The organism is Desemzia sp. C1 (assembly GCF_020882875.1).
In the GTDB taxonomy this organism is placed as follows: domain Bacteria; phylum Bacillota; class Bacilli; order Lactobacillales; family Carnobacteriaceae; genus Desemzia; species Desemzia incerta.
Genome location: NZ_JAJIZP010000003.1, coordinates 229,291 through 254,714 on the forward strand (window position 1 = coordinate 229,291; position 25,424 = coordinate 254,714).

Consider the following 25,424-nt stretch of genomic DNA (forward strand, 5'->3'; position numbering starts at 1 on the left):
AATCTGCTTAACAATCGAGTAGGAGGTAAATAATTAATTTATTTACCGTCCTCTCACACCACCGTACGTACCGTTCGGTATACGGCGGTTCAATTTTATATAACATGCTTTTGTTTTAAATAGTAACTATCTGGAGATACTAGACCTTTAAGGGCTAGTATCTTATTGGTTACTGTGGTTGTCATAACCCAGGACAGGGCTATTCGGGCAGTTCCTTTGGAACTGTGGCTATTCATGTAGGCGTTGTAGTCGCTCATCCCTAGTTTAGTGAGGGCTCTTCTTCGATTTTTGGCTGTTTTCCATTGGTGCCAGATACACATCCTCAGTCGATAACGAAGATGACTCGCTATTTTCTTGAGTTTTGTGTGCATATTTCCTATTTTGAAATAGTTCACCCATCCTCTGATGACTTGATTCAATTTAACGATGCGGTAAGCCATATCAATGCCCCAGCTTTTCTTGCTTAGCTGATGAAGCTTATATTTAAACGTCTCGATTGATATGGCATGAGGCTTTGCTTGATAGCCTTTATCTGCTTTCGACCAATAGAATCCAAATCCCAAGAATTTAAAGGTTGGGTCATTAGGTTTAATGATTTTCGATTTACTCGTGTTCACAGTTAAACCCAGAGTTTCCTCAATATATCGTGTAACCGAACGCATTACGCGCCTTGCTGCGAATTCGCTCTTAACTAGGATAATGCAGTCATCTGCGTATCGCACGAAGTGTAGACCTCTTCTCTCTAGTTCTTGGTCGAGTTCATTTAAGAGGATATTACTCAATAATGGCGAGAGGTTTCCCCCTTGGGGAGTGCCAACTGGACTTTCCTCATATTCTCCGTTTACCATAATGCCACTCACGAGATATTTCCGAATCAATGATATCACATCACCATCGGTTATTTTCCGAGAAACTAGATTCATCAATCGATCATGGTTAACGGTGTCAAAGAACTTCTCTAAATCAATGTCGACAATCCAGTGATACCCTTCGTTCATATCTCTTAGCCCTTGCGCTATAGCCATATGGGCGTTGCGGTTTGGACGGAATCCATAACTACTGTTGTGGAAGTGTTCGTCAAAAATGGGTGTGAGAACTTGTGCAATCGCTTGTTGAATAACTCGGTCAATCACTGTCGGTATACCCAGTAGTCTGACCCCACCCGATGGTTTAGGTATTTCTACTCTTCTGACAGGTTTAGGTTGATAGTGACGTTGACGAATAGTCTGAATAAGCTCTTCTTTGTGCTGACGAAGATATTCTTTAGCCTCTTCGATAGACATACCGTCAATGCCTGCGGCACCTTTATTCCGTTCCACTTGTCGAAAGGCTTCGTTTAAATTATTTCTGGATAGGATTCTATCCAGTGTCCTGTTTTCCTGCATGCTTGTTACTCCTTTTCTGCTCTCGTAAGGCAGTTATCTACTTTTACGCTGTCGTAGCCAATAGTCTTTGGCGGCCTCCAATAAAGATGTTTGTAACGATAAAATTGTTCGGTCCTTCGCTCTTTCTAGCTTTCACTAGCTGTCTTCACTACTACGACCTCTGCTGACTTCTCATGAGTCAAGCACTTATCACTAAGTGTATTTGGTATAACGTCATGAGACCTCCCCAGTTAAGGTGCGAACTCTTTCACTCCATCTATCTGCCACATTTATGCTTCGAGTTAGGACAGTTATCGGACTTTAGCTTCTTTGGCAGCTTTATCCACTCGACTCACCTCTTATGTGATTTCTGTTCGTCAGACCAGAGTTTTGCCTTGGGCTTCCTTCAGATTCCACCTCACGGTGGACACCCTTGCCGTCAGCTATATGCTTACCACTGTCAGGTCGCATTCGGGACTTACACCCGTTAGAGTTCGCCCATGCTGGGCGAACCAAAAAACCATTAGGGCAGTGACCCCTAATGGTTTTTCGTTATGACTAGCTATTATTCCTCTTTTAAGTAACCTTCTTTATAAATAGCTGAACTGACAGTATATCCGCTTGTTGTTAGAATTTCTTTTATGTCAGTGGTTTTGTCGCTGTCCATTTGAATCACGATTTGTGTAAATGATTCTTTTCTGTAAACAGCAATTTGGTTGATGCTTACATTAGCTTCCGCCAGAATATTAGTGATATCCTCTAAAATACCGGGATAGTCTTCTGGAATATCGATCACGATACGACTGCCTTTGTTGTTGTATCCCAATAAGTCGATAAAAGCTCGAAAGATGTCTTTATCGGTGATAATCCCGACAACCTGGTCTTCATTTTCTATAACTGGCAAAACAGTGACTTTAGAGTCTCTCATACGAGTAGCTGCTTCTTCCAGTAAATCATCTGGACCAATAGCAGGAACTTCTTTGTTCATGATGTCTCCCACAGTTGTTTTGGTCAGCAAGTAGTTCAACTCATGAATACTTAACGATGTAGCCGTCGACGGAGAATTGTCACTGATGATCTCTTCTGTAACTAATCCAACCATTCGTTCATTTCTTACGACTGGCAAGCGATGGAAGTCATGTTCTTTCATCAAATCTAAAGCTTCCAATACTTTTGTTTCTTCATTTACCGACACTACATCAGCTGTCATATAATCTTTGACCAACATACCTTTAACCTCCCAAATAAGCCTTCTGAATGATGTCGCTCTCTAACAATTCTTCCCCTGTACCGGTTTGAACGACATTTCCGGTCTCTAATACATAGCCTCTATTCGCTATCTTTAAAGCCATTTTAGCATTTTGTTCGATCAAGAGTACAGTCGTACCTGTTCGGTTGATTTCTTCAATAATATGAAAAATCTCTTTGATCAAAATCGGTGCCAACCCCATTGAGGGCTCATCTAAGAGCAATAATCTTGGGCGGCTCATCAGAGCTCTTCCCATGGCTACCATTTGTTGTTCCCCACCAGAAAGAGTTGCTGCATCCTGATTCTTCCGTTCCTTTAAAATAGGAAACCGATCAAAAACGAGTTGCAGATCTTTTTCGACCTCATTTTTGTCTTTTCTTAAAAAGGCTCCCATCTCCAGATTCTCTAAAACGGTCATTCCGCTAAAGATGTGTCTGCCTTCTGGAACTTGAGAAATCCCTTTTTCTACGATTTGTTTCGGAGTAGCTGTTGTAATAGGCGTCCCTTCGTAAACGATTTCCCCTTGGCTCGGACGGATCAATCCGGAAACAGCTTTTAAAATAGTTGATTTTCCGGCACCATTCGCTCCGATCAACGAAACGATTTCCCCTTCTTTTACTTCAAAAGAAACCTCTCGAATGGCTTCAATAACCCCATAGTGCACTGCTAGATTGTTTACAGTTAACATTTACTCACCGCCTAAATATGCTTTGATAACTTGTTTATTGCCTTTTATTTCTTCGGGTGTCCCATGAGCGATCATACGACCATACTCTAATACGTAGATCCGTTCACACACATTCATGACTAACGACATGTCATGTTCGATCAGCAAAATCGTGATCTTAAAGTCTTTTTGGATTTGACGGATCAAAGCGGTCAGATCAGCTGTTTCTTGAGGATTCATTCCCGCAGCCGGCTCATCTAAGAACAATACTTTAGGCTTAGTAGCTAACGCTCGAACGATTTCTAGTCGTCGTTGTTCCCCATAAGGCAAATTTTTTGCTAGTTCGTCTACTTTATTTTCCAAACTAAATATTTTCAATAACTCAATCGCTTCTTTTTTCATTTTCGATTCAGAAGCATAATAACTTGGTAAACGAAGAACACTTTTTAACGTTCCGACTTTACTTTTGGAATGCATCGCGATCAATACGTTGTCCAGAACAGTTAGATTTTTGAATAAGCGGATATTTTGAAACGTTCTGCCGAATCCCATATCCGTTATCGTATAAGTCTTTTTCCCTATAACAGATTCTCTTTGCCCATTCGTTTCAATTTCAATCGAGCCTTCAGTGGGTTGGTAAACCCCTGTCAGTAAGTTGAATAACGTCGTTTTTCCTGCTCCATTGGGACCGATTAATCCAACGAGTTCATTTTCTTTTAATTCTAAATGAACATTGGAAATAGCAGAAAGTCCGCCAAAGTTTTTCGTTAATTTTTTTACTTCCAGCAAACTCATCGTTATCCCTCCCCTTGCGCAGATTTGCGATTGAATAAACGCAGCAGTCCTGATACAGTGAATTCTTTATTGCCCAGCAATCCTGAAGGTTTAAAAATCATGATCCCAATTAACGCTAGTGCATAAATGATCATCCGCAAAGCCCCAAAAGGTTGTAGAAACACGTTCAAGAAACCCAGCAAAATTGCCGCTACAACAGAACCGGTTATGCTTCCGATACCGCCGAAAACCACAATGATCAATACATCTACTGATTTATTAAAGGTAAAATCTCCTGGACGGATAACGCTAAAGTATGAAGCGTGTAAAGCTCCGCCAATGGCTGCAGTCGCTGCACCTAAGATAAAAGCGATCGTTTTGTATTTAGTCGTATTGACCCCCATAGATTCAGCAGCGATTTCGTCTTCTCTAATAGCAATCGTTGCACGACCTGGGCTGCTTTGTGTGTAATTGGCAACGAGTAAAATCGTCAATACCGTAAATACATAAATCAGTGGCCATTTAGACAGATAAGGAATACCGCTCAACCCGGCAGCTCCATTAGTGACAGATTGCATATTTACGATAACAATTCGAATGATTTCTGCTACCCCTAACGTAGCAATCGCCAAATAGTCTCCTTTTAGTCGTAATGTTGGGATCCCAACAATCAATGCCACTATACTGGTCAAGATAACACCCGCCAAAATACCAAGAAACAAACCGGTATAAGTTGGGAAATATTTCGTGATGATTCCTGCTGTATAAGCTCCAATAGCCATAAAACCAGCATGGCCCAGTGAAAACTGACCAGAGAATCCAATAATCAGGTTCAATCCGACAGCCAGTATAATATTGATTAGAATCGTTACTAAAGTGATTTCATAATAGGCACTGATGATTCCCGTAGTCACCGCTAGTTGCAGCACTAAAAATCCTGCTATAGCCACTACCAACCATCCAATCGTTGTTTTGTTTATTAATTTCATTTTGTCACCTACACTTTCTCTTTAACATGTTTTCCTAAGATGCCGGCAGGACGAATAATTAAAATAAGGATCAAGATCCCATATACTACTGCATCACGAATCATGGAGTTTCCATAAGCACTGACCAAAGTTTCTACTATCCCTATAGTAAAACCGCCAAGTACCGCACCAGGAATGAAGCCTATTCCTCCTAGAACTGCAGCTACAAAGGCTTTAAGACCAGGAGCTACCCCCATCATTGGATCAATCGTGTTGTAGTACAAGCCTACTAATACTCCTGCTGCTCCTGCTAAAGCCGAGCCTAAGAAAAAAGTAAAAGAGATGACGTTGTCGACATTGATCCCCATCAATTGAGCTGCTGATGAATCGGTACTTACCGCTCTCATAGCTTTCCCCATTTTCGTCTTTTGAACGATGAACTGCAACAAGACCATCAAAACAAGTGTTGTCGCAAATATCAACAATTGGATCCGACTCACTTGCAACCCTGCGACTTCAAAAAGTGTATTGTCGACGACTTGTGGGAACGAGCGTACCTCTGCACCATAGAAATAAAGCATCCCGTTTTGCAATAGATAAGAGACGCCGATAGCTGTGATTAAAACGGCTATTCGAGTAGCATGACGTAAGGGTTTATAAGCAATGCGCTCAATTAAAACGCCTAAGAGTGCACTTAATGCCATTGCTGTAAGAAGAGCAGGGAAAAATCCCATTCCAAAAGAATGAATCATGGTGTATCCGATAAACGCTCCAACCATATAAATGTCCCCGTGAGCAAAATTAATCAATTTTATAATTCCATAAACCATTGTATAACCTAGAGCAATCAAAGCATAAATACTACCCAACGATAGTCCATTTATCATTTGTTGAAAAAATGTTTCCATAGGATACCTCTCTTTTTACTTCTATTTTTTTGCCTTATTTTATAAAAAGTAAAAAGTGCAAAGTTAGCAACTGCTTTGCACCTTTTATTTATCTTTTGTTAAGGTTGAATTTCTTGTGTACTTGTTTCTTTACCATCTTGCAATTCAATGATCAACGTAGATTTTACAGGGTTGTGATTTTCATCGATAGAGAATGTTCCAGTTACCCCATCAAAATCCGTAATGCTTTCAAGTGCATCAGTGATAGCTTCAGGTGTTGCTTCTCCGCCGTCTTCAATAGCTTGAGCAACCAAGTATACTGCATCATACGCTAGAGCTGAAAAAGCATCAGGTGCTGTATCGTATTCTGCTGTATAGTTGTCAATAAACGTTTGTACTTGTTCGTCTTCATTTTCTAATGAGAAATGAGCAGAGTAGTAAACATCTGATACATTTTCTGTTCCTGCTAAATCCAATAAAGCTTGGTTGCTAAATCCGTCCCCGCCTAGTACTGGCTGATCCAGCCCCATTTCACGAGCTTGTTTCAAAATTAAACCTGCTTGCTCATAATAAGCAGGAAGATAGATAAAATCAAAGTCTTGATTTTGGATTTTTGTCAAAATAGCGCTGAAATCTGTGTCGTCTTGAGTAAAGTACTCTTCTGCAACGATTTCGCCTTCATAAGTATCTTTAAAAGCATTCGTTAATCCCACAGCGTAATCACTTGAACTGTCACCAATAATAACCGCTTTTTTTGCTCCTAGGCTGTCCATAGCAAAGTTCGCTAATGCTACTCCTTGGAAAGAATCTTGGAAAGAAGTTCTAAATACAAATGGCTGTACATCTCCTGATTCTGTTAGTGTCAGGTTATCTGCTGTACCGGATGGCGTGATCAACGGCACTTCTGCTCTAGTAATCGGTTGTGTCGCTGCTTGAACAGCACCAGAAGTAGCAGGTCCAACGATAGCTACAACATTGTCTTCAGTAGCTAACCGCGTTGCAATACTGGTTGCTTCCACGTTATCTGATTTTGTATCGTATTCTGTTAATTCAATTTGTTTGTCTAAGATACCGCCAGCTTCATTGATTTCTTTAATGGCTAACTTTACTCCATTAGATTCGGCTGTTCCATAAGCTGATACAGGACCTGTTTTTTCAAACATCGCGCCAAGCTGGATCGTATCTTCATCTCCTGCTCCACTTCCTGCACCACATCCTGCTGCAAATAAAGATAAAGCTGCTACCCCTAATAGTAATGTCTTTTTCATTTATTCATTCCCCCATTATCCCTTTTATTTCTAACTTCTTATTCAGCAACTTTATCGTTAAGCATAAAATTAAAATCAAATAAGAAAAGTAATGATGTTTCTTAGTATAGAATATTCAGAATATTTAATCAATACATTTTTTCCTTATAACAAAAGGTTTTTATCAAAAGTTGTCAGTTTGGTTAAATACAACAATAAGAATCTTGATTTCGTCATTTCAGCTAGTTGACGAAGTAAAGCAAAAAGACGTTTTTGATTAATAAGAGATTACTAATCAAAAACGTCTATTGTTCATTCGTTTTCTAAATCCATTTATAATACAAACCATTCTTTACTGTATTCGTCATAAAAATCTTTCTTTATTTGAATGAAACGTTCAAAGTCATTCAATAGTTGAAAGAGGACTGCTCTTTTTTCGAACTCTTCCCTGGTTTCAGGTAAATCGCTTTCTCTGAATACATCTGTTAACTGATCGATTTCTTCCAATAAATTGATTCCCGGGTTGTACTCATGCAAGGTTTCAGCTGTTAAATAGTACATTCCAGCTAAAATTCTGCTTTGTTGAAGCGGAATTGAAATTTGCTTCAAATTCCATTGCATTTGCTCCAAGATTCTTGCTTGACTCTTTCTCATTTCAAAGTAGCGAAAATGATAATACGATTGATCGATAAATCGATTTTCAGCTTCTGCGCGAGACAATCGAATGCCTTGTTCCAACAAATGGTTCAACTGAACCAAGTCTTTGTCTGAGATTTCCTCTTCGATTCCATTTTGTAAAAAGTGATCAAATTGAAATAAAATCACCTTCATTTGTTCTTCGACTTGAGTTCTGATATCTGCGATTTTATTCTCTTGAGAAGGCATATATAAATTCACTATCAAGGCCATACCTGCTCCTATCAGCATCAAGCTTAATTCATTAAACAGCAATCCAAGCGCAGTACTTTCTGCCAGCAGCAAATGAGTCACCAAGACTGAACAAGGCGCAATACCCGACTGAACGTTTAGTTTATACGCACTAGGAACATAGAACAATAAATATAATCCAAATACTGCTGTAGAAAAACCCAGTACATTAAATAATACAGCAGCTATTCCTAAAGCCAATATTGTTGAAACCACACGTTGAACGGCTATTTCCAAAGATGTTTTACGAGTATCTAAAACACTCAAGATAGCAATAATCCCTGCCGAGATGCTTGACTCCAAATGAAATAAGTCCGCAATAAAAATAGCGGCTACTGTTGAAAGTGCTATTTTTAGGGTCCGCAAACTAAGCGACAAACGATCCCCTCCTTTCTGTATATTTCCGCCATTTTCAGCAGTCTCTTCTTAATTTATTATAGCAAAGAAGTGAGCTGTAGTCAGAAGAGTCTAGGGGAGAAATCAAAAAAGCGCTGATCGCAAAATACGATCAACACTTTTTCAGTTCTCAAGAAGCTGATTAATGTCTGTTTTATTCGATTGTTTTTAAAGCTTCCAACATGTCGACGTTTTTCAATTTGACATGCATAAACACCATAACGAGTGTGGAGAAGAGTATGGTCAACAATGCGGAATAAATGTAACTGGAGACTGCAATCACTGGGCTGAACATCATAATGTCCAATTCTGCTGTATTCAATACAAACCCATGTAAAATCAATCCTAAAACGAGTCCTACAACGATTCCCATTAAGGTCAACAAGAAGTTTTCCCGGTAAACATACATTGTGACTTCTTTGTCATAAAAACCAAGCACCTTAATAGTCGACAATTCCCTAATCCTTTCAGATACATTTATGTTGGTCAAATTGTACAACACGACAAAAGCTAGTAAAGCTGCTGAAACGACTAATACGAGTGTTACGATCACTAAACTTTCCAATGTGTCTTTAAAAGAGTCACTAATAACGCTCGTAAACGTCACTCCCAGAACAGCATCCAGCTGAGTCAATTCTTGACCAAAATCATTTTCCCAGCTTACAGATTCGTTGAAGTTCACTAACTGTGTAGTAGCTTCCGGTAGTTCTCCTACTACTGTTTCATAATATTCAGGAGTCAGATAAACAAAATGCTGCAAGTAGTTTTCTGTGATCTGGTCAACGGTCACTTCTATTTGTTCATTATCTGCATCTTCCAGTAAAAGGGTATCTCCCACTTGAAGATCAAATAAATCTGCTAATTTTTCACTGATAATGGCTCCATCATTGCTTAATTCATATTCTTCTCCAGAAGAGCGATCATTCAATCGTACGAAATCCGCCAATTGATCAGTAGATTCAGGAACAAACAGAGTGACATCTTGTGGATTCACACCTGATTCTTCTGCTTGGTAAATTTCTTGATACACATTCAATGTCGAAGTGATTTCTGGAGTTTCGGCAATCAATTGAGTGTATTCTTCTTTTTCTCTCTCTTCAGCATCTGTGTCTAAAGCGATGATTCCATCGTATTGATTGATTTTTCCGTACTGCAAACCGCCCACATCGGAAATGGAATCTGATAAACCAAACCCAGTCAACAGCAAAGCCGTACATCCTGCGATACCGGCGACCGTCATAAACATTCTTCGCTTGTAGCGGAAAAGGTTTCGTGCAGTAATCTTTTGGGTAAACGCAAATCTGTCCCAAATGAAAGGAACTCGTTCCAATAAGATCCGTTTCCCAACTTTTGGTGCTTTTGGCCGCATCAATTCTGCTGCGTTGCTTTGTAAGGATACTCGAACAGCTACGAACGCCGTTACACTAGTACACAAGAAAGCAATGAGCAAGGAAATCGCCATGTCTTGCGGATAATAACTGATTTGGACCTCTGAAAGGTTATATAGGGATCCATAGGCATTAATGATGATCGTCGGGAACAAATGGAACCCAATAATCAACCCTATCATTGCTCCTGATAAACTAGCCAGTGTAGCGTAAACTAAGAATTTCTTAGAAATATCCCAGTTTGTGTATCCTAAAGCTTTTAAAGTCCCAATTTGTGTACGTTGTTCATCTACCATTCTCGTTAAAGTGGTCAAGGAAACCAGTGCTGCTATCAAGAAGAAAAAAACTGGAAATACTTGTGCAATAGAGGCAATACGTTCTGCATTGTCTTTAAATTCAGCGTATCCTGGATTAGTTGTTCGATCTAAAACATAATATTCCGGTAAAGTGATATCTTCCAGTTCAGCTTTTGCTTTATCCAATTCTCTTTGACCCTTAGCGATTTCTGTTTCTGCATCTGCAATTTCTGTTTCTGCATCTGATTTTTCAGTTTCAAACTCTTCCAGGCCGTCTTCGTATTCTTCTTCACCTTGTTCTAGTTCTAAACGAGCTTCCTCTAATTCTGCTTGCCCATTTTCTGTTTCTTGATACAGTTGATTTTGTGCTTCTTCAAGAGCAGCTTGACCATTAGCGATTTCTGTTTCCGCTGCTTCTAGTTCAGCTCTTTGCTGGTTGATTTGATTTTGTCCGGCATTCAACTCAGCTTCGTAAGCATCCAATTGTTGATCAATAGCATTTACACGGGATTCTGCTGAACTTAAAGCTTCAATCGTATTGTTTGGCGGTACTGCTCCATCGTAATACTGACTCATCAAATCGCTTAGTTGCACATCCATCGTTCGCAGTTGTTCGACCACTTGGACTTGTGTATTCAATGACACACTCATACCTGGTATTTGAACAACAGAACGTGCGAGTGTGATCCATTCTGCCAAACTCTCACGATTTTCTGAGGATTCATCTTCAGCAGAAGCTGCTTCTACTTCATTGACAGCATCTAATACAGTCTGGGCAGGAACAGTTCCATCAAAGTATCCTCTTATTAAGCCAGTCATTTCAGGACTGATAGCTTGTGCTCCACTAAGTAAAGTATTTTGCTGCTGTGCAGGAATTGAATTTATCGGAACAACAATGGTTTCTTGAGCATTTTGGATAGCTGCTGTACTGTTGGCTACTTGTGTTTCAGCATTTGCTCTTTCTTGTTCCAACATAGCTCTAGATTCATCTAATTCCTCTTGGGCAACCTCAAGTTCTGCTTTTCCATTGATAATCTCTATACGTGCATTTTCAAGTTCTTGTCTTTTCTGATCAATCGTAGCTTGTCCATCGGCAATTTCTGTTTCAAACGTTTCTATACCATTCTCATACTCTTGCCAACCTTCATCTAATTCAGCTCGAGCATTTGCCAATTCTGCTTCTGCATCCTCTAAAGCTTGTTTTCCTTCTTCTATTTCTTTTAACCCATCATCGATTTCAGCTTGCCCTTTATCAATTTCATCTTGAATCCGCTGGGTAATCTCATCTCTGCGCTCTTCGGGACGATCTTTTAACAGTTCTTCTACTGCTGTTTGATTGTCCTCAATTTGAGATTCGTATTCACTTGAATACGATTGAGAATCTTTGACGTTCGCAAAAGTCAAATAGGCTTCCGTATACACGTCTAACGTGAAATCTTTTTCTGGTATAAACGCAAAGCCATCTAATGTCCCAGCCCCGATAGACGTATTTCCTCTGGCATTATTTTCAATAAACTGAGGCGAATTCACAAATCCCACGACTTCGTATAACAATCCCGTAAAGGAGTCTTCTAAATCAACAGCATTATCATCTGTCTTGAAAGCAACCGTTTCTCCAATCGCGTATTCTTCTGCGTACGCGCTTCTCGCGTCTAAAGCAATCTCACCCGATTTTTCAGGCAGTCTTCCTTCAACGATCAACGGTTTGTTCAAGTCATTTTTTTGATCATTTGGCAAACTGACTACTTTTGTGGTCAAATCTGTTTCTTCTAAAATGACATCTTGTGTATAAGCAGCTTCAACAGAGTTTCCTTCCATTTGTTCCAACAACTGAATATCCTCTTCTGTTAAACCATACGTCGACAAAACTTTTACGTCCATTAAGTTTTGTTTTCTATAGTAAGTATCTGCTGTATCGATCATGTCAGGACTAGTGGCTTTGATTCCAGAATAAAATGCTACACCAAGTAAAATAATCAAAAAGATGGACAGAAATCTCATCTTTGATTTAGAAATTTCTCGAAATATATCTTTCCACAATGCTTTCTTCTTCAAAGTCTCACCTCTACCATTCTATTTCTGATACAGATTTAGGGTTAGGGTTAAGGGTGACTTTTCGTACTTTCGCGTTATTGATTTCAATCGTACGGTCAGCAATCGGAGTGATGGCTTGATTGTGAGTAATCACTATGACTGTTGTTCCGTAGTTTTCACAAGTATCTTTCAATAACTTCAATACTTGTTTTCCCGTCTCATAATCCAATGCACCAGTCGGCTCATCACAAAGCAGCAATTTCGGTTGTTTCGCTAATGCCCTTGCGATTGCTACCCGTTGTTGTTCTCCACCAGACAATTGAGCAGGGAAATTGTTCATTCTGTGCCCTAGCCCTACTTCTTGGAGAACTTTCTCCGGATCTAAAGCATTGACTGAGATTTCTGAAGCTAACTCGACATTTTCTTTTGCCGTTAAGTTAGGCACTAAGTTATACGACTGAAACACAAAGCCAATTGATTCTCTACGGTAACGAATCAATTGTTTACTGTTGAAATCAGAAATATCGATACCATCAATTTCCACTAAACCTTCATCAGCCGTATCCATTCCGCCTAAAATATTCAAAACAGTTGTCTTCCCCGCACCACTTGGACCTACAATGACTGCGAAATCACCTTCTTCAATTTCAAATGAAACTCCATCGTTCGCAGCGACGATCGTTTCTCCCATTTTATAGCGTTTGTATTCATCTTTTATTTTAACAAATGCCATTTTCTCCACTCTCTCTACATCATAATTTTTTGTGTTTGTTGCATGCTTATCAGTGTATCAAAAAATCAATCATTTAAGAACTATGTTCGCTTATCATTTGAAAGGAATCTTTTAGCGGTTTTTATTATTCATTTTACTATGAGAATAACCATAGACCATGTAAATTCCTAAACCAAGAACTGTCCAAATAACAAATAACAACCAAATCATCCCTGACAATTGGATCATCAAGTAAACACACACCAATATAGATAATATCGGCAATACAGGAACCAATGGTACACGGAATTCACCTTTTTTAGGTTCTCCATGATCTTTTCTCAATTTGATGATACCTGCTGCCATAATCACAAAGACCATTAGCGTTACAATGTTTGTCAACTCAGCTAATTTACCTAAAGGAATGACACCAGATAAAATAGCAGTCACAACGCCCGCTACGATTGTAGCATTTTTAGGTGTATGGCTTTTTTCATCAATCTTACTCAATGATTTAGGCAACAGACCATCTCTACTAATCGCAAAAATCAAGCGTCCTAATCCATACATCATAGAAATCAACACCGTCAATAACGTTAAGATGGCTCCGATCGAAATGATCCCTGCTACAAAATCTTGTCCAATAAACCGCATTGCAAACGAAACCGGATCACGTACGTCCAAATGTGCTACTGGCACTACTCCTGTCAGCACCAATGTTACTAATATATACAACACCGTAGCAATACCTAAAGAACCAATGATTGCTCTGGGCATGCTTTTCTGTGGATCTTTCGTTTCTTCAGCAGCTGTACTCACTGCATCAAAACCAAGGAAAGCAAAAAATACAATTGCTGCTCCTTCAATGATCCCGCTCATTCCAAATGGAGCAAAAGGCGTCCAATTAGCAGGTTTTACGTAAAAAACACCTACGATCAAGAATAAAGCAATCAGACCAAACTTCACATACACCATAACACTGTTTAAACGTAAAGCTTTTTTAGCTCCTTGCATGACTAAATAGGAAACCAATAATGTGATAACGACAGCGATCAAGTCCACATATGTCCGGTTAGCCAAATCATAAGACGCACGAAAGGCTTGAGGCAACCCTATTCCAAGACCATCTAAAAATCCGTTCAAATAACCAGACCATCCTGAAGCTACAGACGCGCAGGCCAATAAATACTGACACAACATCAACCAGCCCACGATCCAACCAATCACTTCCCCAAAAATCGCGTATCCATAGGAATAAGCTCCTCCTGATACTGGCATTCTTGAAGCAAACTCAGCAAAACACAGCGCACTCAATGCACAAGAAAAAGCTGCAATAATAAAAGATAAGATCAATGCTGGTCCTGCAGTTGTGGCGCTGGCTGTTCCTGTAATCACAAAAATACCAGTCCCTACAATGGCTCCTAATCCTAATAAAATCAAATCCATTGTTTTTAAATCTTTTGCTAACCCTGACTTTCTTTCTTCCCCGATCGTTACAGGGAGCTTTCTAAAATAACTCATTTTCATCCGCCCACTCTATCTTAATTTCTTTATCAAGGTAATACATTACATAATAACAATAAGAACACAAAAATAAAATCTTTCCTACTGTTTTCTCATATTTTCTTTAAGTTTTCACCTTCATTTTCACAGATTCAGCCGGTTTATTGAATAGTCTAGTTTATATTGAGTAAAATGTGGTAAAGTAATACTACTAAAAAAACACTGATAAACCACGAAATTAAGGAGTTAACAAAATAAATGGATGCTAAAGTAATTGTAGTCGGCGGAGGAACAAGCGGTATGATGGCGGCTATTTCTGCTGCTGAGAATGGCGCTGATGTCATTTTAGTCGAAAAAAACAAAACCCTCGGAAGAAAATTGTTGGTTACCGGGAATGGGCGCTGCAACGTGACCAATAACCGAGACAAAGAAGAAATCATTGCTCATATCCCAGGAAATGGACGCTTTTTGTATAGCGCATTTGCTCAATACGACAACTACGACATCATGGATTTCTTCCGTTCAAATGGCGTAGCTTTAAAAGAAGAAGATCATGGAAGAATGTTCCCTACAACGGATAAATCTAGAACTATTTTAGAAACGTTGATCACGATCATGGACCGTTTGGAGATAAAAGTGTACACAGATGCTCCTGTAGAAACGGTATTGTATGAAAATGGCGAAGTCAAAGGTGTTCAATTAAAAGACGGACGCACCTTAACTGCACCTTGTGTCGTTTTATCTGTTGGTGGAAAAGCCATGCCTCGTACCGGTTCAACAGGTGATGGATACAAATGGGCGAAAAAAGCTGGGCATACGATTAAAGAACTATACCCAACTGAATCTCCGATTACTTCTAACGAAAAGTTTATCCAAGATCGTACCTTACAAGGCCTTTCTTTACGCGATATCAATTTGAGCGTCTTAAACAAAAAAGGTAAAAAGGTCATTTCACATCAAATGGATATGATTTTCACTCACTTTGGGATATCCGGTCCGGCTGTTCTTCGCTGTTCAATGTTTATCCATCAAACAATGAAACGGGATAAGACCGACTCTGTTTCGGTCTCAATCGATGCTCTGCCTCAATTCACAGCCCATGACTTAACACAACAGTTGCAGAAATTGCAAAAAGACGATGGTGGTAAAGCCGTGAAAAATGCATTAAAAGGTTTGGTGCCTGAACGCTATTTATTGTTTGGTCTAAACCGTTTAAACATCGATGAAAGTACTCCTATGAAGCAATTGACCGCGCAACAGTTGGAGGATATTTGCTTGTATTTGAAGGATTTCCGTTTAGAAGCAAACGGCACTCTTCCTATTGAAAAGGCTTTTGTTACGGGCGGCGGTGTCAGTACTAAAGAAGTAAATCCTAAAACAATGGAAAGCAAATTAACCAAAGGATTATACTTCAGTGGCGAATTTCTGGATTACAACGGTTATACTGGAGGCTATAACATCACTGGTGCTTTTATTACTGGACGAATCGCGGGTCAGCATGCTGCATTAGCGGCACTTGAGCAGTAAACTGCAGCTAGATTGTTGGAGCAAGTACTATGAAAGGAAAAATTTTTTATGAGAAAACGTATTGCCATTGATATGGATCAAGTACTTGCAGATATGGAAGTCAGTTTTATCGAGTTGTACAAAAAAGAATATCAAGTCGAATTTGATTCTATAGAAGACTACATGGCCGAAAACCCTGATTTTGATATCGTAACGGTCATAAAAGAACTCTATCCCCTAATCAACACCTATGAATTTTTTCGCCGCATTCCTGTTATGAAAGATGCACAGCGTGTTTTACGGGAATTAAATGATCACTATGATTTATACATCGCAACAGCTGCTATGGACGTACCCAATACATTCCAAGCAAAATACGAATGGCTGTTGGAGCATTTTGACTTTTTAGACCCTCAACGGTTTGTTTTTTGCGGTGAAAAAAGCGTCATACATGCTGACTACCTTATTGATGATTCTATTCGTCAATTAAATCGTTTCACAGGTACAGGCTTGTTGTTTACCAACTCGTTGAACCAAGAACAGTGTGCCTATGAACGAGTCTATCATTGGATGGACGTACGAAATTATTTCATGGATGCTGACAGACTTGAAGACCGTTCTGAATCTCAATCTTGATGATTAGGAGTCTTTTTCTCAACTAACCTTTTCATCCTCATTCAATCAGGCAGGAGGTTTTAAAAAATGAAAAAATTTCTATGGGGCTTTATCTTTTTATGTCTGATTTTCATTATGCTGCTGGTTCATGGATATAATGAAAACCGCTCATTAGATGTAGACGAATTAACTATCCGGTTGCCTGACCTTCCAGACAATCTAGATCAGTTAAAAATCGTCCATCTATCAGATATCCATTTTCCTAAAAACCGAATCGATCCTGATCAGCTTATTAAAGAAACACAAAAAGCAGACCCAGATGTTATTTTTCTTACGGGTGATTTAATCGATCGCTCGGCCTCTATTGAAGATGTCCCTCTAGCTGAATTGATCCGGAGTTTATCTCAAATAGCTCCTACGTATTCAGTTTCTGGAAATCATGAAACTTCCAGCCGCCAATTAGACCAATGGAATGACATTATGACGGAAAACGGGGCTGTGCTGTTGGAAAACAACACACACATCGCTACCCTATCAGGAGAAAAAATTGCCATTATGGGAGTAAAAGACGGGAATCAGACTTCCATGATCCCTCTTTCAGAAGATATCAAAGAATTACCGATTCTTTTATTGGCCCATCGTCCAGAATTTTTCCCGTCTTACACTACAGACAACCCTGATATTCAGCCTGACGTGACCTTTAGTGGACATGCTCACGGGGGTCAAATTCGACTCCCTTTTATCGGCGGCTTATTTGCTCCAGGACAAGGATTTTTCCCGAAATATACTTCTGGTGTCTATTCCAGCTCTCAAAATGCAGATCAAAAACTGGTCGTCAGCCGCGGGATCGGAAACAGTCTTTTTCCTTTACGTATCAATAATAAACCTCATTTCATCGTCATTACCTTAACCAACCAATAAAGATTAGTTCAGCAAATAAAGCGGCTGCTTTTCTGATCAAAAGACTAAAAAGGCGTTGCTGGACTGTGATCCAGCAACGCCTTTTTGTTTACCCATGACTTTTTTTCTTTGACTCAATCTCTGCAAATTCACCATGCGTCACCAGTTTAAGGTCTAAGGGAGATAGTTCCACTTGCATGCCTCTTTTGCCCGCTGAAACGATTATGCTGTCCATCTTCTCAGCTGTATTTGAAAAATAAGTCGGATACTCTTTTTTCATTCCAATAGGAGAACATCCTCCACGAACATATCCTGTAGCCGCAAACAGCTCAGTTATCGGCAACAGTTCAATGTGCTTATTGCCGCTGACCTTTGCCAAAGCTTTCAGATCCAACTCACCTTCACCAGGAATAACTGCGATAACGATACCTGTTTTATCCCCCGTAGTGACCAATGTTTTAAAGATGTGTTCTTTTGGAACCGTCAACTTTTCCATCGCTTCTTCCGCTCCTGAGTGATCTTCACTCCAAGGGAACGTATGGACAGCAAAAGAAAGGTTGTTTTTCTCTAGCAATCTAATTGCATTTGTTTTTTGTACTTTTGTTTTTTTAGCCATTTAAAAACTTCTTTCTCTTTTTTAGCCTTTTTGAACGATGTACACTTTTAAGTAATTGCCCTCTTTAAAATTCGGATTGACATGGAAATCTTCTGGTAAAGTGTGGGTTTCCATAATTCTGTAACGCAGCCCTTTGTTTTCAAAAGCTTCTCGAATAAACGTTTCAAAACGCGTCGCAGAAACAGCAGCCGAATTGGTAGACGCAATGATCGTACCGCCGCTTTGCGTAATGTCGATCACATCTTCTAAAAGAGCCGTGTAATTCTTCGCCACGCTGAACGTTCTTTTCTTCGAACGTGCAAAACTTGGCGGATCAACGACCACTGTATCAAACAATAGATTCTTTCGAACAGCGTATTTGAAGTAATCAAAAACATCCATCACGCGAATTTTATGCTGGTCTGTAGATAACCCGTTTACTGCAAATTGCTCTTCCGTTTTCGGCAAGCTGCGTTTCGCCAGATCCACGCTCACCGTTTCCACTGCTCCGCCCAGTGCAGCTGCGACAGAAAAAGCACCCGTATAACTAAATGTATTCAATACACTTCTGCCTGCTGAGTAATTTTCCATAAGACTTCTGCGTACATGGCGTTGATCTAAAAATATTCCTGTCATCAAGCCATCATCTAGATAAACCGCATATTTCACACCATTTTCTTGGATGATCAACGGTTCTGGTGCAGGCGTTCCGGAAACAAATTCAGAAACGATGTCGTCTGAGCGTTTGTATCGGAATTTTTGGTAGATGCCTTTTGCGTCTGTTACCGTATTTTCAAAGGCTCTAAGAATACTCTTTTGATGCTCATAAATCCCTTGACTATACCAAGAAAACACATAGTAGTCTTCATATGCATCAATGGTCAATCCGCCAAGTCCATCTCCTTCTCCATTAAAGAAACGATAAGCCGTAGTTGTTTCATCAGCTTTCAGATGTTCTCTAATGTCTGCTGCTTGCATAAACAAGCGTTCATAAAAAGACTCTGTGATTACTTCGTTAGGGTTCAAACTCAATACCCAACCTGCACCTTTATTTTGCTCCGCTAAATAAGCTGTTGCTACAAAGTGATTTTGTTCATCCGTTAATTCGACCAAAGAACCTTCCTTTTCATTTAATGGCTGGACAAAATCTTCTTTGACTAATAAAGGATAACCTTTTAGTACCCGTTGAGTCGCCTTTTGTTTTAATGGTATTTTTTTCACTTCTAAACCTCATTTCGTTTAATATGCTTCACTTTTTTAGTATAGCTCACTATTCTTCTTTATATTCGCTCATGTCTATTCTTTTTTGCTGATTAATTTATCTTGTTTTTTATTTCTTTTGGCTCTGACCCAGTGGATAAAGTGAAAACACCAGATGCCTAGTATGGTTCCCAGTGTATTAAAAATCAAATCATCAATATCCGGTATACCGGTATCCAACAGATACTGCAGCACCTCGATCGATAACGATACTAAAAAACCGATCGACAACGTGCGTAAAAAGGAATGTTTCTCTTTCAGCAGATAAGCTGAACCGAAGCCCATAGGAACAAACCACAAAATGTTTCCATACAGATTATAATAGTAAGAAAACATGGAAATCCCGTTGGTTAATTTGATGGTTTCCACTAGAGGAACCCAATTGATTACGCTCAATGGCTGGATGTGCAACTCAATAGATGATAGTGACGTACCACCCCTGAATACCGTTAGATGAATCAGCAATAGGATATAAAACACAAAACTGTTTAGTATCCATTCACGTCGTTTATTTTTAACAGGCCATCGGTTTTTCCGGATTTTCAGATAAAATCCTCTAAAAACCAGCCAAATTAAAAAATACAGTAAGGAACGATCCAAACTAAAAAAAATCAACTCAATCAAGAAGAAGTGATTGAGCCCTTCACCCAATAAGGCTTCTGTCATATTAAATATCTCTTCTAAAAAAATCACTTCGCCAGAAGCCTCCTTTACTCTAAAGATCATTATATCTTAAATCAGAATTTGTATTAAGTCTATTCTAGTCTCTTTAATCTTGTCTTCATTATCAAATTTTTACTGATTCTTAACATTTGCTTTCGATCCTTCACCCTAGAAGATTTATCATACTACTAAAGTCTTAACTTTTCTACTTTTAATTGACTATAATATGTATTAATTGTAAAATGTTTGTTGATACAGGAAGATATACTTATAGAAGATTAAAATGTTAAGTGAATCATTTTTTTTGAAAATATTTATTTTAATCGCCTGCATTTTCATAGAGGAGGCAACATCGTGTCAAAATTAAAACCATTACTGTCTAAACGACTCGGCTTTTTTTCTTTTGCTGTTATTTTATTTTGGTTAAAAACCTATCTAGTTTATCAAATTGAATTTGAATTAGGTGTAACAGGACTGATGCAGGAGTTCATTTTATTGATTAATCCAATTGCAACTACAGTCCTTTTATTCTCTTTTGCGCTTTATTTTACCAAACCGAAAAAAGCTTACGGAGCATTATTTGTTGTTTACTTTCTGACAAGTGTGCTGCTGTACGCAAACGTCTTATATTACCGTGAATTCAGCGATTTCCTGACCATTACTACTATGTTGGGAGCTGGAAAAGTTTCTAATGGGATAGGCGCCAGCGCATTTGCTCTCTTGCGTCCGCAAGATTTGCTTTACTGGGCTGACTTCCTCGGATTGCTTTATGTTGCATTCAGCAAGAAAAACGGCATTACACTGGATAAGCGTCCTATGATGAAAAGATATGCGGTAGCTATGACAACTCTAGGTGTAACATTGTTCGCTGGTAACTTAGCTTTAGCGGAAAGCGACCGTCCACAACTGTTATTGCGTACGTTTGACCGGAACTACATTGTCAAATATTTAGGAATCAACTTTTTCACTGCTTTTGACGGTTATCAAACTGCTCAATCCAATCAAATCAAAGCTAGTGCCGATGAATCGGATATGGACACTGTTTTGAACTACGTCAATGAGCATTACGGTGAACCGAATAGTGAAATGTTTGGTATCGCAGAAGACAGAAATGTGATTTATATCCATTTAGAAAGTTTCCAACAATTTTTGATCGATTATCAATTAGAAGATGAAAATGGTGAGCTTCATGAAGTTACCCCATTCATCAACAGCTTGTTCGATAACGAAGACAGCTACAGTTTTGAAAACTTCTTCCATCAAGTAGGACAAGGTAAAACAGCTGATTCCGAAATGATCTTAGAAAATTCATTGTACGGTTCCCCTCAAGGTGGAGCTTTTACTCAATATGGATCAACTAATACTTTCCAATCCGCTTCTCAAATTTTACGCTCAGAAGCAGATTATACGTCTGCTATGTTCCATGGAAACGTTGGATCATTCTGGAACCGAGATGATACGTACAAATCAATGGGCATTGATTATTTCTTCGATGATGAGTACTATACTTTCACAGAAGAAAATCGACTAGAATACGGCATGAAAGATAAAGTCTTTTTCCAAGAATCTATTCAATATTTAGAACAATTGCCGCAACCTTTCTATAGTAAATTTATCACAGTTTCTAATCACTTCCCTTATCCGTTGGATGAGCCGAATGTTAATTTCCCAGCAGCTACAACGGGAGATAATACAATCGATAATTATTTCGTAACTGCTCACTATTTAGATGAAGCCGTTGAAGAATTCTTCAATTATTTAAAAGAGTCAGGTCTGTATGAAAATTCTATTATCGTATTATACGGGGACCATTATGGTATCTCGAACGCACGTAACAAATCATTAGCCCCTCTATTGGGTGAAAACTCCGAAGAATGGACTGGCTACGATGACACAATGATGCAGCGTGTTCCTGCTATTTACCATATTCCTGGTACAGGAAAAGGTCAAATATCTGAGACGTACAGTGGTCAAATCGATATGCTGCCGACTTTATTGCACTTGTTGGGTATCGATACAAAAGATTATGTATTGATGGGAACTGACATGTTCTCTCCAGAACATGACCAGACTGTTGCATTTAGAAATGGAGACATCGTTACTCCTAAGTATACGGTAGACGGATCTGTGATTTATGACACTAAAACAGGTGAAGAGATTTTAGAACCTTCACAAGAAGTATTATCAGAAGTGGAAACTCTAAAAGAACAGATTTCTATGCAATTAAGTACTTCAGACAGTATTCTTCAAAGCGACTTGCTTCGTTTCTATACTCCTGAAGGATTGCTGGAAGACGACGTTGCTGATTACAGTTATATGAATCAACTGGAACGTCTTCAAAAATTAAATGAACAATTAGGAGAAGATTCTACTAGTTTGTATCATTTAAACGGCAACGAATCGACTGTTCCTTTGTACAAAACAAACGCTCCAGAGCTTGCACCTGAATCAGAAGATGGTCTGTCAGAAGAACCTGCAGACACTCCTGATACAGAAGAGACAACTGCAGAGTAAAAAACAATTCAAAAAATCCCCGATCAGTATACAGGAATTTCATTCCTCTACTGATCGGGGATTTTTTTGTCATTCGCTCTAATACCTGACATGTATTCATTACTGCTTGAGAAACTAGTTGCTCTTTCCACTCTGTTCTGAAGGGAAAAAGATCGTAAAAGTACTTCCTTCTCCTAATGTGCTCTCCACCGTAATCTTCCCTCCATGTAGTTGAACCAACTGTTGGACGATAGCCAATCCTAAACCAGACTCTCCATATTTGGTGCTCATTCTTGAGACATCGGCTTTATAGTATCGTTCCCAAATGTTTCTTGCTTGCTCTTTTGTCATCCCAATTCCTGTATCCGTCACAATGAACTTGCTTCCTTCAGTCTCTTGTTCCGCTGCAATCGTAATCACACCATCCGTTGTAAATTGAATCGCATTTTGAACCAGATTGTAAAGAATTTGGATAAACCGATCATAATCAGCATATACTTCTAAGTCTTCAGGACATGCGACTTGGATTTGATTATTTGAAGCATCTGCTTTTCCTTTTAAAGGCTCCACGAGAGAGCGAACGGCGTCATGGGCATTGAACGTTCTTTTCGTTAATCGAATCTGGTTAGACCGTATTTTTTCGTAGTCTAGATTTTCATTCACCAAACGAATCAGACGTCTTGTTTCGTCTCTCATCAACTGTACGCTTCTCTTCTTCTGATTCTCAGGAATCATGTCATGTTCCAAACCTTCTAATAAGCCATTTATAGTGGTTAGAGGCGTTCTCATCTCATGAGCAGCATCAGCCATGAATTGTCGTCTTCGCTCTTCTTGACGCTCTATTTCTTCTTGAGAGGCCCTTAGAGACTGAGTCATGCTATTGAAGTCATTAGCCAAATCATCGATCTCATCTCTATCGTCACTGTCCAAATGAATATCAAAGTCCCCTTTAGCTACTTGATGAGTGGCACTTCTTAAACGATTGATTCGTCCAACTTGATACCGAGCAAAAAACAGCCCCATTAAAATGGCACCCAAAGCAGACACTAAAACGGCCGTGAACAGATTGCTCCGCATTTCTCTTAAGTTCTCTTCGATACCGCTGATTGGAGAGCTGATTCCGATAAACCCGGAAAACGTTCCATCACTCTTAGAAAAAAACGGCATGTATACTAAAGCAATCTCCAGTTGGTTACCGAAGAAATCTTTGTCTTGAAAACTTAAAGTGATTTTTTCCCCGTTTTTCAATTGGGCAAAATTTTGATTCGAGATTCCGCTTGAATAAGGTATAGAAGTATTCGGATAAACCATTTCATTCCTATTATCAAAAACCGTGATCACTACTTCTTGATTGTGCAGAACAAATTGAGTATTTTCTAATTGTTCTTCATCTAAATCTCCATCTATCAACGCTTCTGCATAGCCAAACAACATTTCTTCCGTATCTCGATAAGTAGAATTACGTGTGAATTCTAGAAACACGATCGTCATAATGATCAACAAAGTAATCATTACAGCAAAAAAGGCCAGCATTTGTTGGTAAAAATATTTCATTCTCATGAATCAAACTGACCTCCTAAACGGATTCCGTTTTATAGTCCGATTTGTCTTATCTCTCAACTTCTGAATCATCAAATTTGTATCCTACCCCCCAGACGGTTTGGATGACTTGAGGACCATTTCTATCGATTTTTTGGCGCAATTTCTTAATATGGGCATCTACCGTACGTTCATCTCCGAAATACTCGTAATCCCATACAAGCGACAATAATTGTTCTCTTGAAAAGACTTGTTTAGGACTTTTTGCCATTGTGTACAACAGTTCAAATTCTTTAGGTGTAAGCCCTTCAAGCGGTTGTCCGTATAAAAAAGCTTCGCGAGTTTTTTTATTGATTTTTAAGTAAGTCGTCTCAATATCAAACGAAGAATCAATCCTTTTCTTAGGCTCTTCTGCATTCAAATCAGCTCTTCTGTGCAAAGCTTTGATCCGAGCAATCATAGTCAAGGGACTAAATGGTTTTGTTACATAATCATCTGCGCCCATCTCCAGACCGATTACCTGATCACTTTCAGTATCTTTAGCCGTCAGCATGATAATAGGTACCGAAGCAGAAACTGTGCGAATTTCACGGCATATTTGCATCCCATCCATACTGGGTAAATTCAAATCAAGGATGACCAGGTCCCATTGGTCTTGTTCTTTTAAAAACCTTTCGAGACCTTCTTTTCCGTCTTGTATAAAGACCGCTTCCCAATTCTCTTTTTGAAAAAACATATCCATCATTTCTCCGACAGATGGATTGTCTTCAATCATCAAAATTTTCAAAGTACCTACTCTCCTTTTTACTTTCTTTCTCTCTATTATACCCTATTCTCATCCACTTCTAAAGAAGCAACCGTATCCTCTAAACTAGCATTTGATCCATTAAAAAAGCGGCTGGAAAATTTCCAACCGCTTTTTTTATCATTCAGCTATTTATTGGGCAGGCATTGTACCAGCTGCAGAAGACAACGCTGGAATAGAAGAGTGTGTTTCTTCTTTCGGTTTGCTGGATAAAAAGTTTACCGTATTTACGACCATCTCTACCACATAAACCGTTTCATTCTCTTTGTTCACATAAGATCTTGATTGTATTCTGCCGGATAATCCGATCAAGCTGCCTTTCTTACAGTATTGGTGCATTAATGCAGCTGTTTTATTCCAGGCTACAATAGGTATAAAATCTGTATCTTGTCCGCCCTCTTTTTTGAAATTTGTAGAAACAGCTACGGTATTATTCATCACTTGTTTTCCTTCTCCCAAATCTTTTAACTCTATATCCCTAACCAATCGTCCAATTACATTGACTTGATTCATCTTTACCCCTCCTATAATTTTAGTGACAGTATAATATATGTAAAAAAACGCTGCTTTCTTTATTTTCACACAAAAAAAGACCTCTTACCTCTTCAAATGAAGGCGATAAAAGATCTTTTTCGA

The 25,424-nt window shown here is 39.0% G+C and carries 21 protein-coding genes; 4 read left to right on the forward strand and 17 right to left on the reverse strand.

The features are described 5' to 3' along the window. Window positions 1-95: 95 nt before the first annotated feature. The 11 genes from ltrA to LMF32_RS01590 form a co-directional block, all read right to left on the reverse strand. Window positions 96-1,385 carry a group II intron reverse transcriptase/maturase gene (ltrA, locus tag LMF32_RS01540; RefSeq protein WP_230523625.1) on the reverse strand — a complete coding sequence of 430 codons (1,290 nt, stop codon included), beginning with the start codon at window positions 1,383-1,385 and terminating at the stop codon, window positions 96-98. Window positions 1,386-1,929: 544 nt separating this feature from the next. Further along, window positions 1,930-2,592, reverse strand: a complete 663-nt coding sequence (locus LMF32_RS01545) for a CBS domain-containing protein (RefSeq protein ID WP_092479432.1) — start codon at window positions 2,590-2,592, stop codon at window positions 1,930-1,932. A gap of 4 nt (window positions 2,593-2,596) precedes the next feature. Continuing rightward, entirely contained in the window at window positions 2,597-3,301 is a 705-nt protein-coding gene (locus LMF32_RS01550; RefSeq protein WP_092479431.1) for an ABC transporter ATP-binding protein, read from the reverse strand. Then, on the reverse strand, window positions 3,302-4,075 hold the full coding sequence (locus LMF32_RS01555) for an ABC transporter ATP-binding protein (protein ID WP_092479430.1): 774 nt from the start codon (window positions 4,073-4,075) through the stop codon (window positions 3,302-3,304). It abuts the gene before it with no gap. 2 nt (window positions 4,076-4,077) lie between these two features. After that, on the reverse strand, window positions 4,078-5,043 hold the full coding sequence (locus tag LMF32_RS01560; protein ID WP_092479429.1) for a branched-chain amino acid ABC transporter permease: 966 nt from the start codon (window positions 5,041-5,043) through the stop codon (window positions 4,078-4,080). 8 nt (window positions 5,044-5,051) lie between these two features. Beyond that, a complete protein-coding gene (locus LMF32_RS01565; RefSeq protein WP_092479428.1) occupies window positions 5,052-5,930 on the reverse strand; it encodes a branched-chain amino acid ABC transporter permease in 879 nt (292 codons plus the stop codon). A 98-nt stretch (window positions 5,931-6,028) separates the two neighbouring features. Beyond that, window positions 6,029-7,177, reverse strand: a complete 1,149-nt coding sequence (locus LMF32_RS01570) for an ABC transporter substrate-binding protein (RefSeq protein ID WP_092479427.1) — start codon at window positions 7,175-7,177, stop codon at window positions 6,029-6,031. A 312-nt stretch (window positions 7,178-7,489) separates the two neighbouring features. Next, entirely contained in the window at window positions 7,490-8,461 is a 972-nt protein-coding gene (locus tag LMF32_RS01575; RefSeq protein ID WP_230523626.1) for an aromatic acid exporter family protein, read from the reverse strand. A 172-nt stretch (window positions 8,462-8,633) separates the two neighbouring features. Further along, a complete protein-coding gene (locus LMF32_RS01580) occupies window positions 8,634-12,218 on the reverse strand; it encodes an FtsX-like permease family protein (RefSeq protein ID WP_230523627.1) in 3,585 nt (1,194 codons plus the stop codon). A gap of 10 nt (window positions 12,219-12,228) precedes the next feature. Beyond that, window positions 12,229-12,930: an ABC transporter ATP-binding protein gene (locus LMF32_RS01585; RefSeq protein WP_188204079.1), complete on the reverse strand. Its 702-nt coding sequence runs from the start codon at window positions 12,928-12,930 to the stop codon at window positions 12,229-12,231. Between the two features lie 111 nt (window positions 12,931-13,041). After that, on the reverse strand, window positions 13,042-14,430 hold the full coding sequence (locus tag LMF32_RS01590) for an amino acid permease (protein WP_230523628.1): 1,389 nt from the start codon (window positions 14,428-14,430) through the stop codon (window positions 13,042-13,044). A gap of 240 nt (window positions 14,431-14,670) precedes the next feature. Here LMF32_RS01590 and LMF32_RS01595 point away from each other — a divergent pair, with 240 nt between their 5' ends. From LMF32_RS01595 to LMF32_RS01605, 3 genes are all read left to right on the forward strand, one after another. Further along, window positions 14,671-15,939, forward strand: a complete 1,269-nt coding sequence (locus LMF32_RS01595) for an NAD(P)/FAD-dependent oxidoreductase (protein ID WP_230523629.1) — start codon at window positions 14,671-14,673, stop codon at window positions 15,937-15,939. Window positions 15,940-15,987: 48 nt separating this feature from the next. Beyond that, window positions 15,988-16,554: a 5'(3')-deoxyribonucleotidase gene (locus LMF32_RS01600; protein WP_092479421.1), complete on the forward strand. Its 567-nt coding sequence runs from the start codon at window positions 15,988-15,990 to the stop codon at window positions 16,552-16,554. Window positions 16,555-16,620: 66 nt separating this feature from the next. Next, the gene (locus LMF32_RS01605) at window positions 16,621-17,454 is read left to right on the forward strand and encodes a metallophosphoesterase (protein ID WP_188204075.1); all 834 of its coding nucleotides are present in this window, start codon (window positions 16,621-16,623) and stop codon (window positions 17,452-17,454) included. Between the two features lie 88 nt (window positions 17,455-17,542). Here the strand turns inward: LMF32_RS01605 and ybaK are convergent, their stop codons facing one another. The 3 genes from ybaK to LMF32_RS01620 form a co-directional block, all read right to left on the reverse strand. Further along, a complete protein-coding gene (ybaK, locus tag LMF32_RS01610; protein WP_230523630.1) occupies window positions 17,543-18,049 on the reverse strand; it encodes a Cys-tRNA(Pro) deacylase in 507 nt (168 codons plus the stop codon). Between the two features lie 21 nt (window positions 18,050-18,070). Further along, entirely contained in the window at window positions 18,071-19,249 is a 1,179-nt protein-coding gene (locus LMF32_RS01615; RefSeq protein ID WP_230523631.1) for a class I SAM-dependent rRNA methyltransferase, read from the reverse strand. Window positions 19,250-19,324: 75 nt separating this feature from the next. After that, window positions 19,325-19,981 (reverse strand): VanZ family protein, encoded by a 657-nt coding sequence (locus LMF32_RS01620; RefSeq protein WP_230523632.1) that lies wholly within the window; start codon window positions 19,979-19,981, stop codon window positions 19,325-19,327. Window positions 19,982-20,305: 324 nt separating this feature from the next. On the opposite strand from LMF32_RS01620, the gene LMF32_RS01625 reads away from it, so the two are divergent. After that, complete coding sequence (locus LMF32_RS01625; protein WP_230523633.1) at window positions 20,306-22,465, forward strand: LTA synthase family protein; 2,160 nt, start codon at window positions 20,306-20,308, stop codon at window positions 22,463-22,465. Window positions 22,466-22,579: 114 nt separating this feature from the next. On the opposite strand, the gene LMF32_RS01630 is transcribed toward LMF32_RS01625, so the two are convergent. The 3 genes from LMF32_RS01630 to LMF32_RS01640 form a co-directional block, all read right to left on the reverse strand. Next, entirely contained in the window at window positions 22,580-24,004 is a 1,425-nt protein-coding gene (locus tag LMF32_RS01630; protein WP_347401895.1) for a HAMP domain-containing sensor histidine kinase, read from the reverse strand. 49 nt (window positions 24,005-24,053) lie between these two features. Then, on the reverse strand, window positions 24,054-24,770 hold the full coding sequence (locus LMF32_RS01635) for a response regulator transcription factor (RefSeq protein ID WP_092479415.1): 717 nt from the start codon (window positions 24,768-24,770) through the stop codon (window positions 24,054-24,056). Between the two features lie 150 nt (window positions 24,771-24,920). After that, complete coding sequence (locus LMF32_RS01640; RefSeq protein WP_230523634.1) at window positions 24,921-25,301, reverse strand: single-stranded DNA-binding protein; 381 nt, start codon at window positions 25,299-25,301, stop codon at window positions 24,921-24,923. Window positions 25,302-25,424 lie beyond the last annotated feature (123 nt).

Excerpts from the sequence above, each read along its gene's own strand:
- ltrA (WP_230523625.1), bottom strand. The coding sequence starts at position 1,385 with ATGCAGGAAAACAGGACACTGGATAGAATCCTATCCAGAAATAATTTA.
- LMF32_RS01545 (WP_092479432.1), bottom strand. The coding sequence starts at position 2,592 with ATGTTGGTCAAAGATTATATGACAGCTGATGTAGTGTCGGTAAATGAA.
- LMF32_RS01550 (WP_092479431.1), bottom strand. The coding sequence starts at position 3,301 with ATGTTAACTGTAAACAATCTAGCAGTGCACTATGGGGTTATTGAAGCC.
- LMF32_RS01555 (WP_092479430.1), bottom strand. The coding sequence starts at position 4,075 with ATGAGTTTGCTGGAAGTAAAAAAATTAACGAAAAACTTTGGCGGACTT.
- LMF32_RS01560 (WP_092479429.1), bottom strand. The coding sequence starts at position 5,043 with ATGAAATTAATAAACAAAACAACGATTGGATGGTTGGTAGTGGCTATA.
- LMF32_RS01565 (WP_092479428.1), bottom strand. The coding sequence starts at position 5,930 with ATGGAAACATTTTTTCAACAAATGATAAATGGACTATCGTTGGGTAGT.
- LMF32_RS01570 (WP_092479427.1), bottom strand. The coding sequence starts at position 7,177 with ATGAAAAAGACATTACTATTAGGGGTAGCAGCTTTATCTTTATTTGCA.
- LMF32_RS01585 (WP_188204079.1), bottom strand. The coding sequence starts at position 12,930 with ATGGCATTTGTTAAAATAAAAGATGAATACAAACGCTATAAAATGGGA.
- LMF32_RS01590 (WP_230523628.1), bottom strand. The coding sequence starts at position 14,430 with ATGAGTTATTTTAGAAAGCTCCCTGTAACGATCGGGGAAGAAAGAAAG.
- LMF32_RS01595 (WP_230523629.1), top strand. The coding sequence starts at position 14,671 with ATGGATGCTAAAGTAATTGTAGTCGGCGGAGGAACAAGCGGTATGATG.
- LMF32_RS01600 (WP_092479421.1), top strand. The coding sequence starts at position 15,988 with ATGAGAAAACGTATTGCCATTGATATGGATCAAGTACTTGCAGATATG.
- LMF32_RS01605 (WP_188204075.1), top strand. The coding sequence starts at position 16,621 with ATGAAAAAATTTCTATGGGGCTTTATCTTTTTATGTCTGATTTTCATT.
- ybaK (WP_230523630.1), bottom strand. The coding sequence starts at position 18,049 with ATGGCTAAAAAAACAAAAGTACAAAAAACAAATGCAATTAGATTGCTA.
- LMF32_RS01630 (WP_347401895.1), bottom strand. The coding sequence starts at position 24,004 with ATGAGAATGAAATATTTTTACCAACAAATGCTGGCCTTTTTTGCTGTA.
- LMF32_RS01640 (WP_230523634.1), bottom strand. The coding sequence starts at position 25,301 with ATGAATCAAGTCAATGTAATTGGACGATTGGTTAGGGATATAGAGTTA.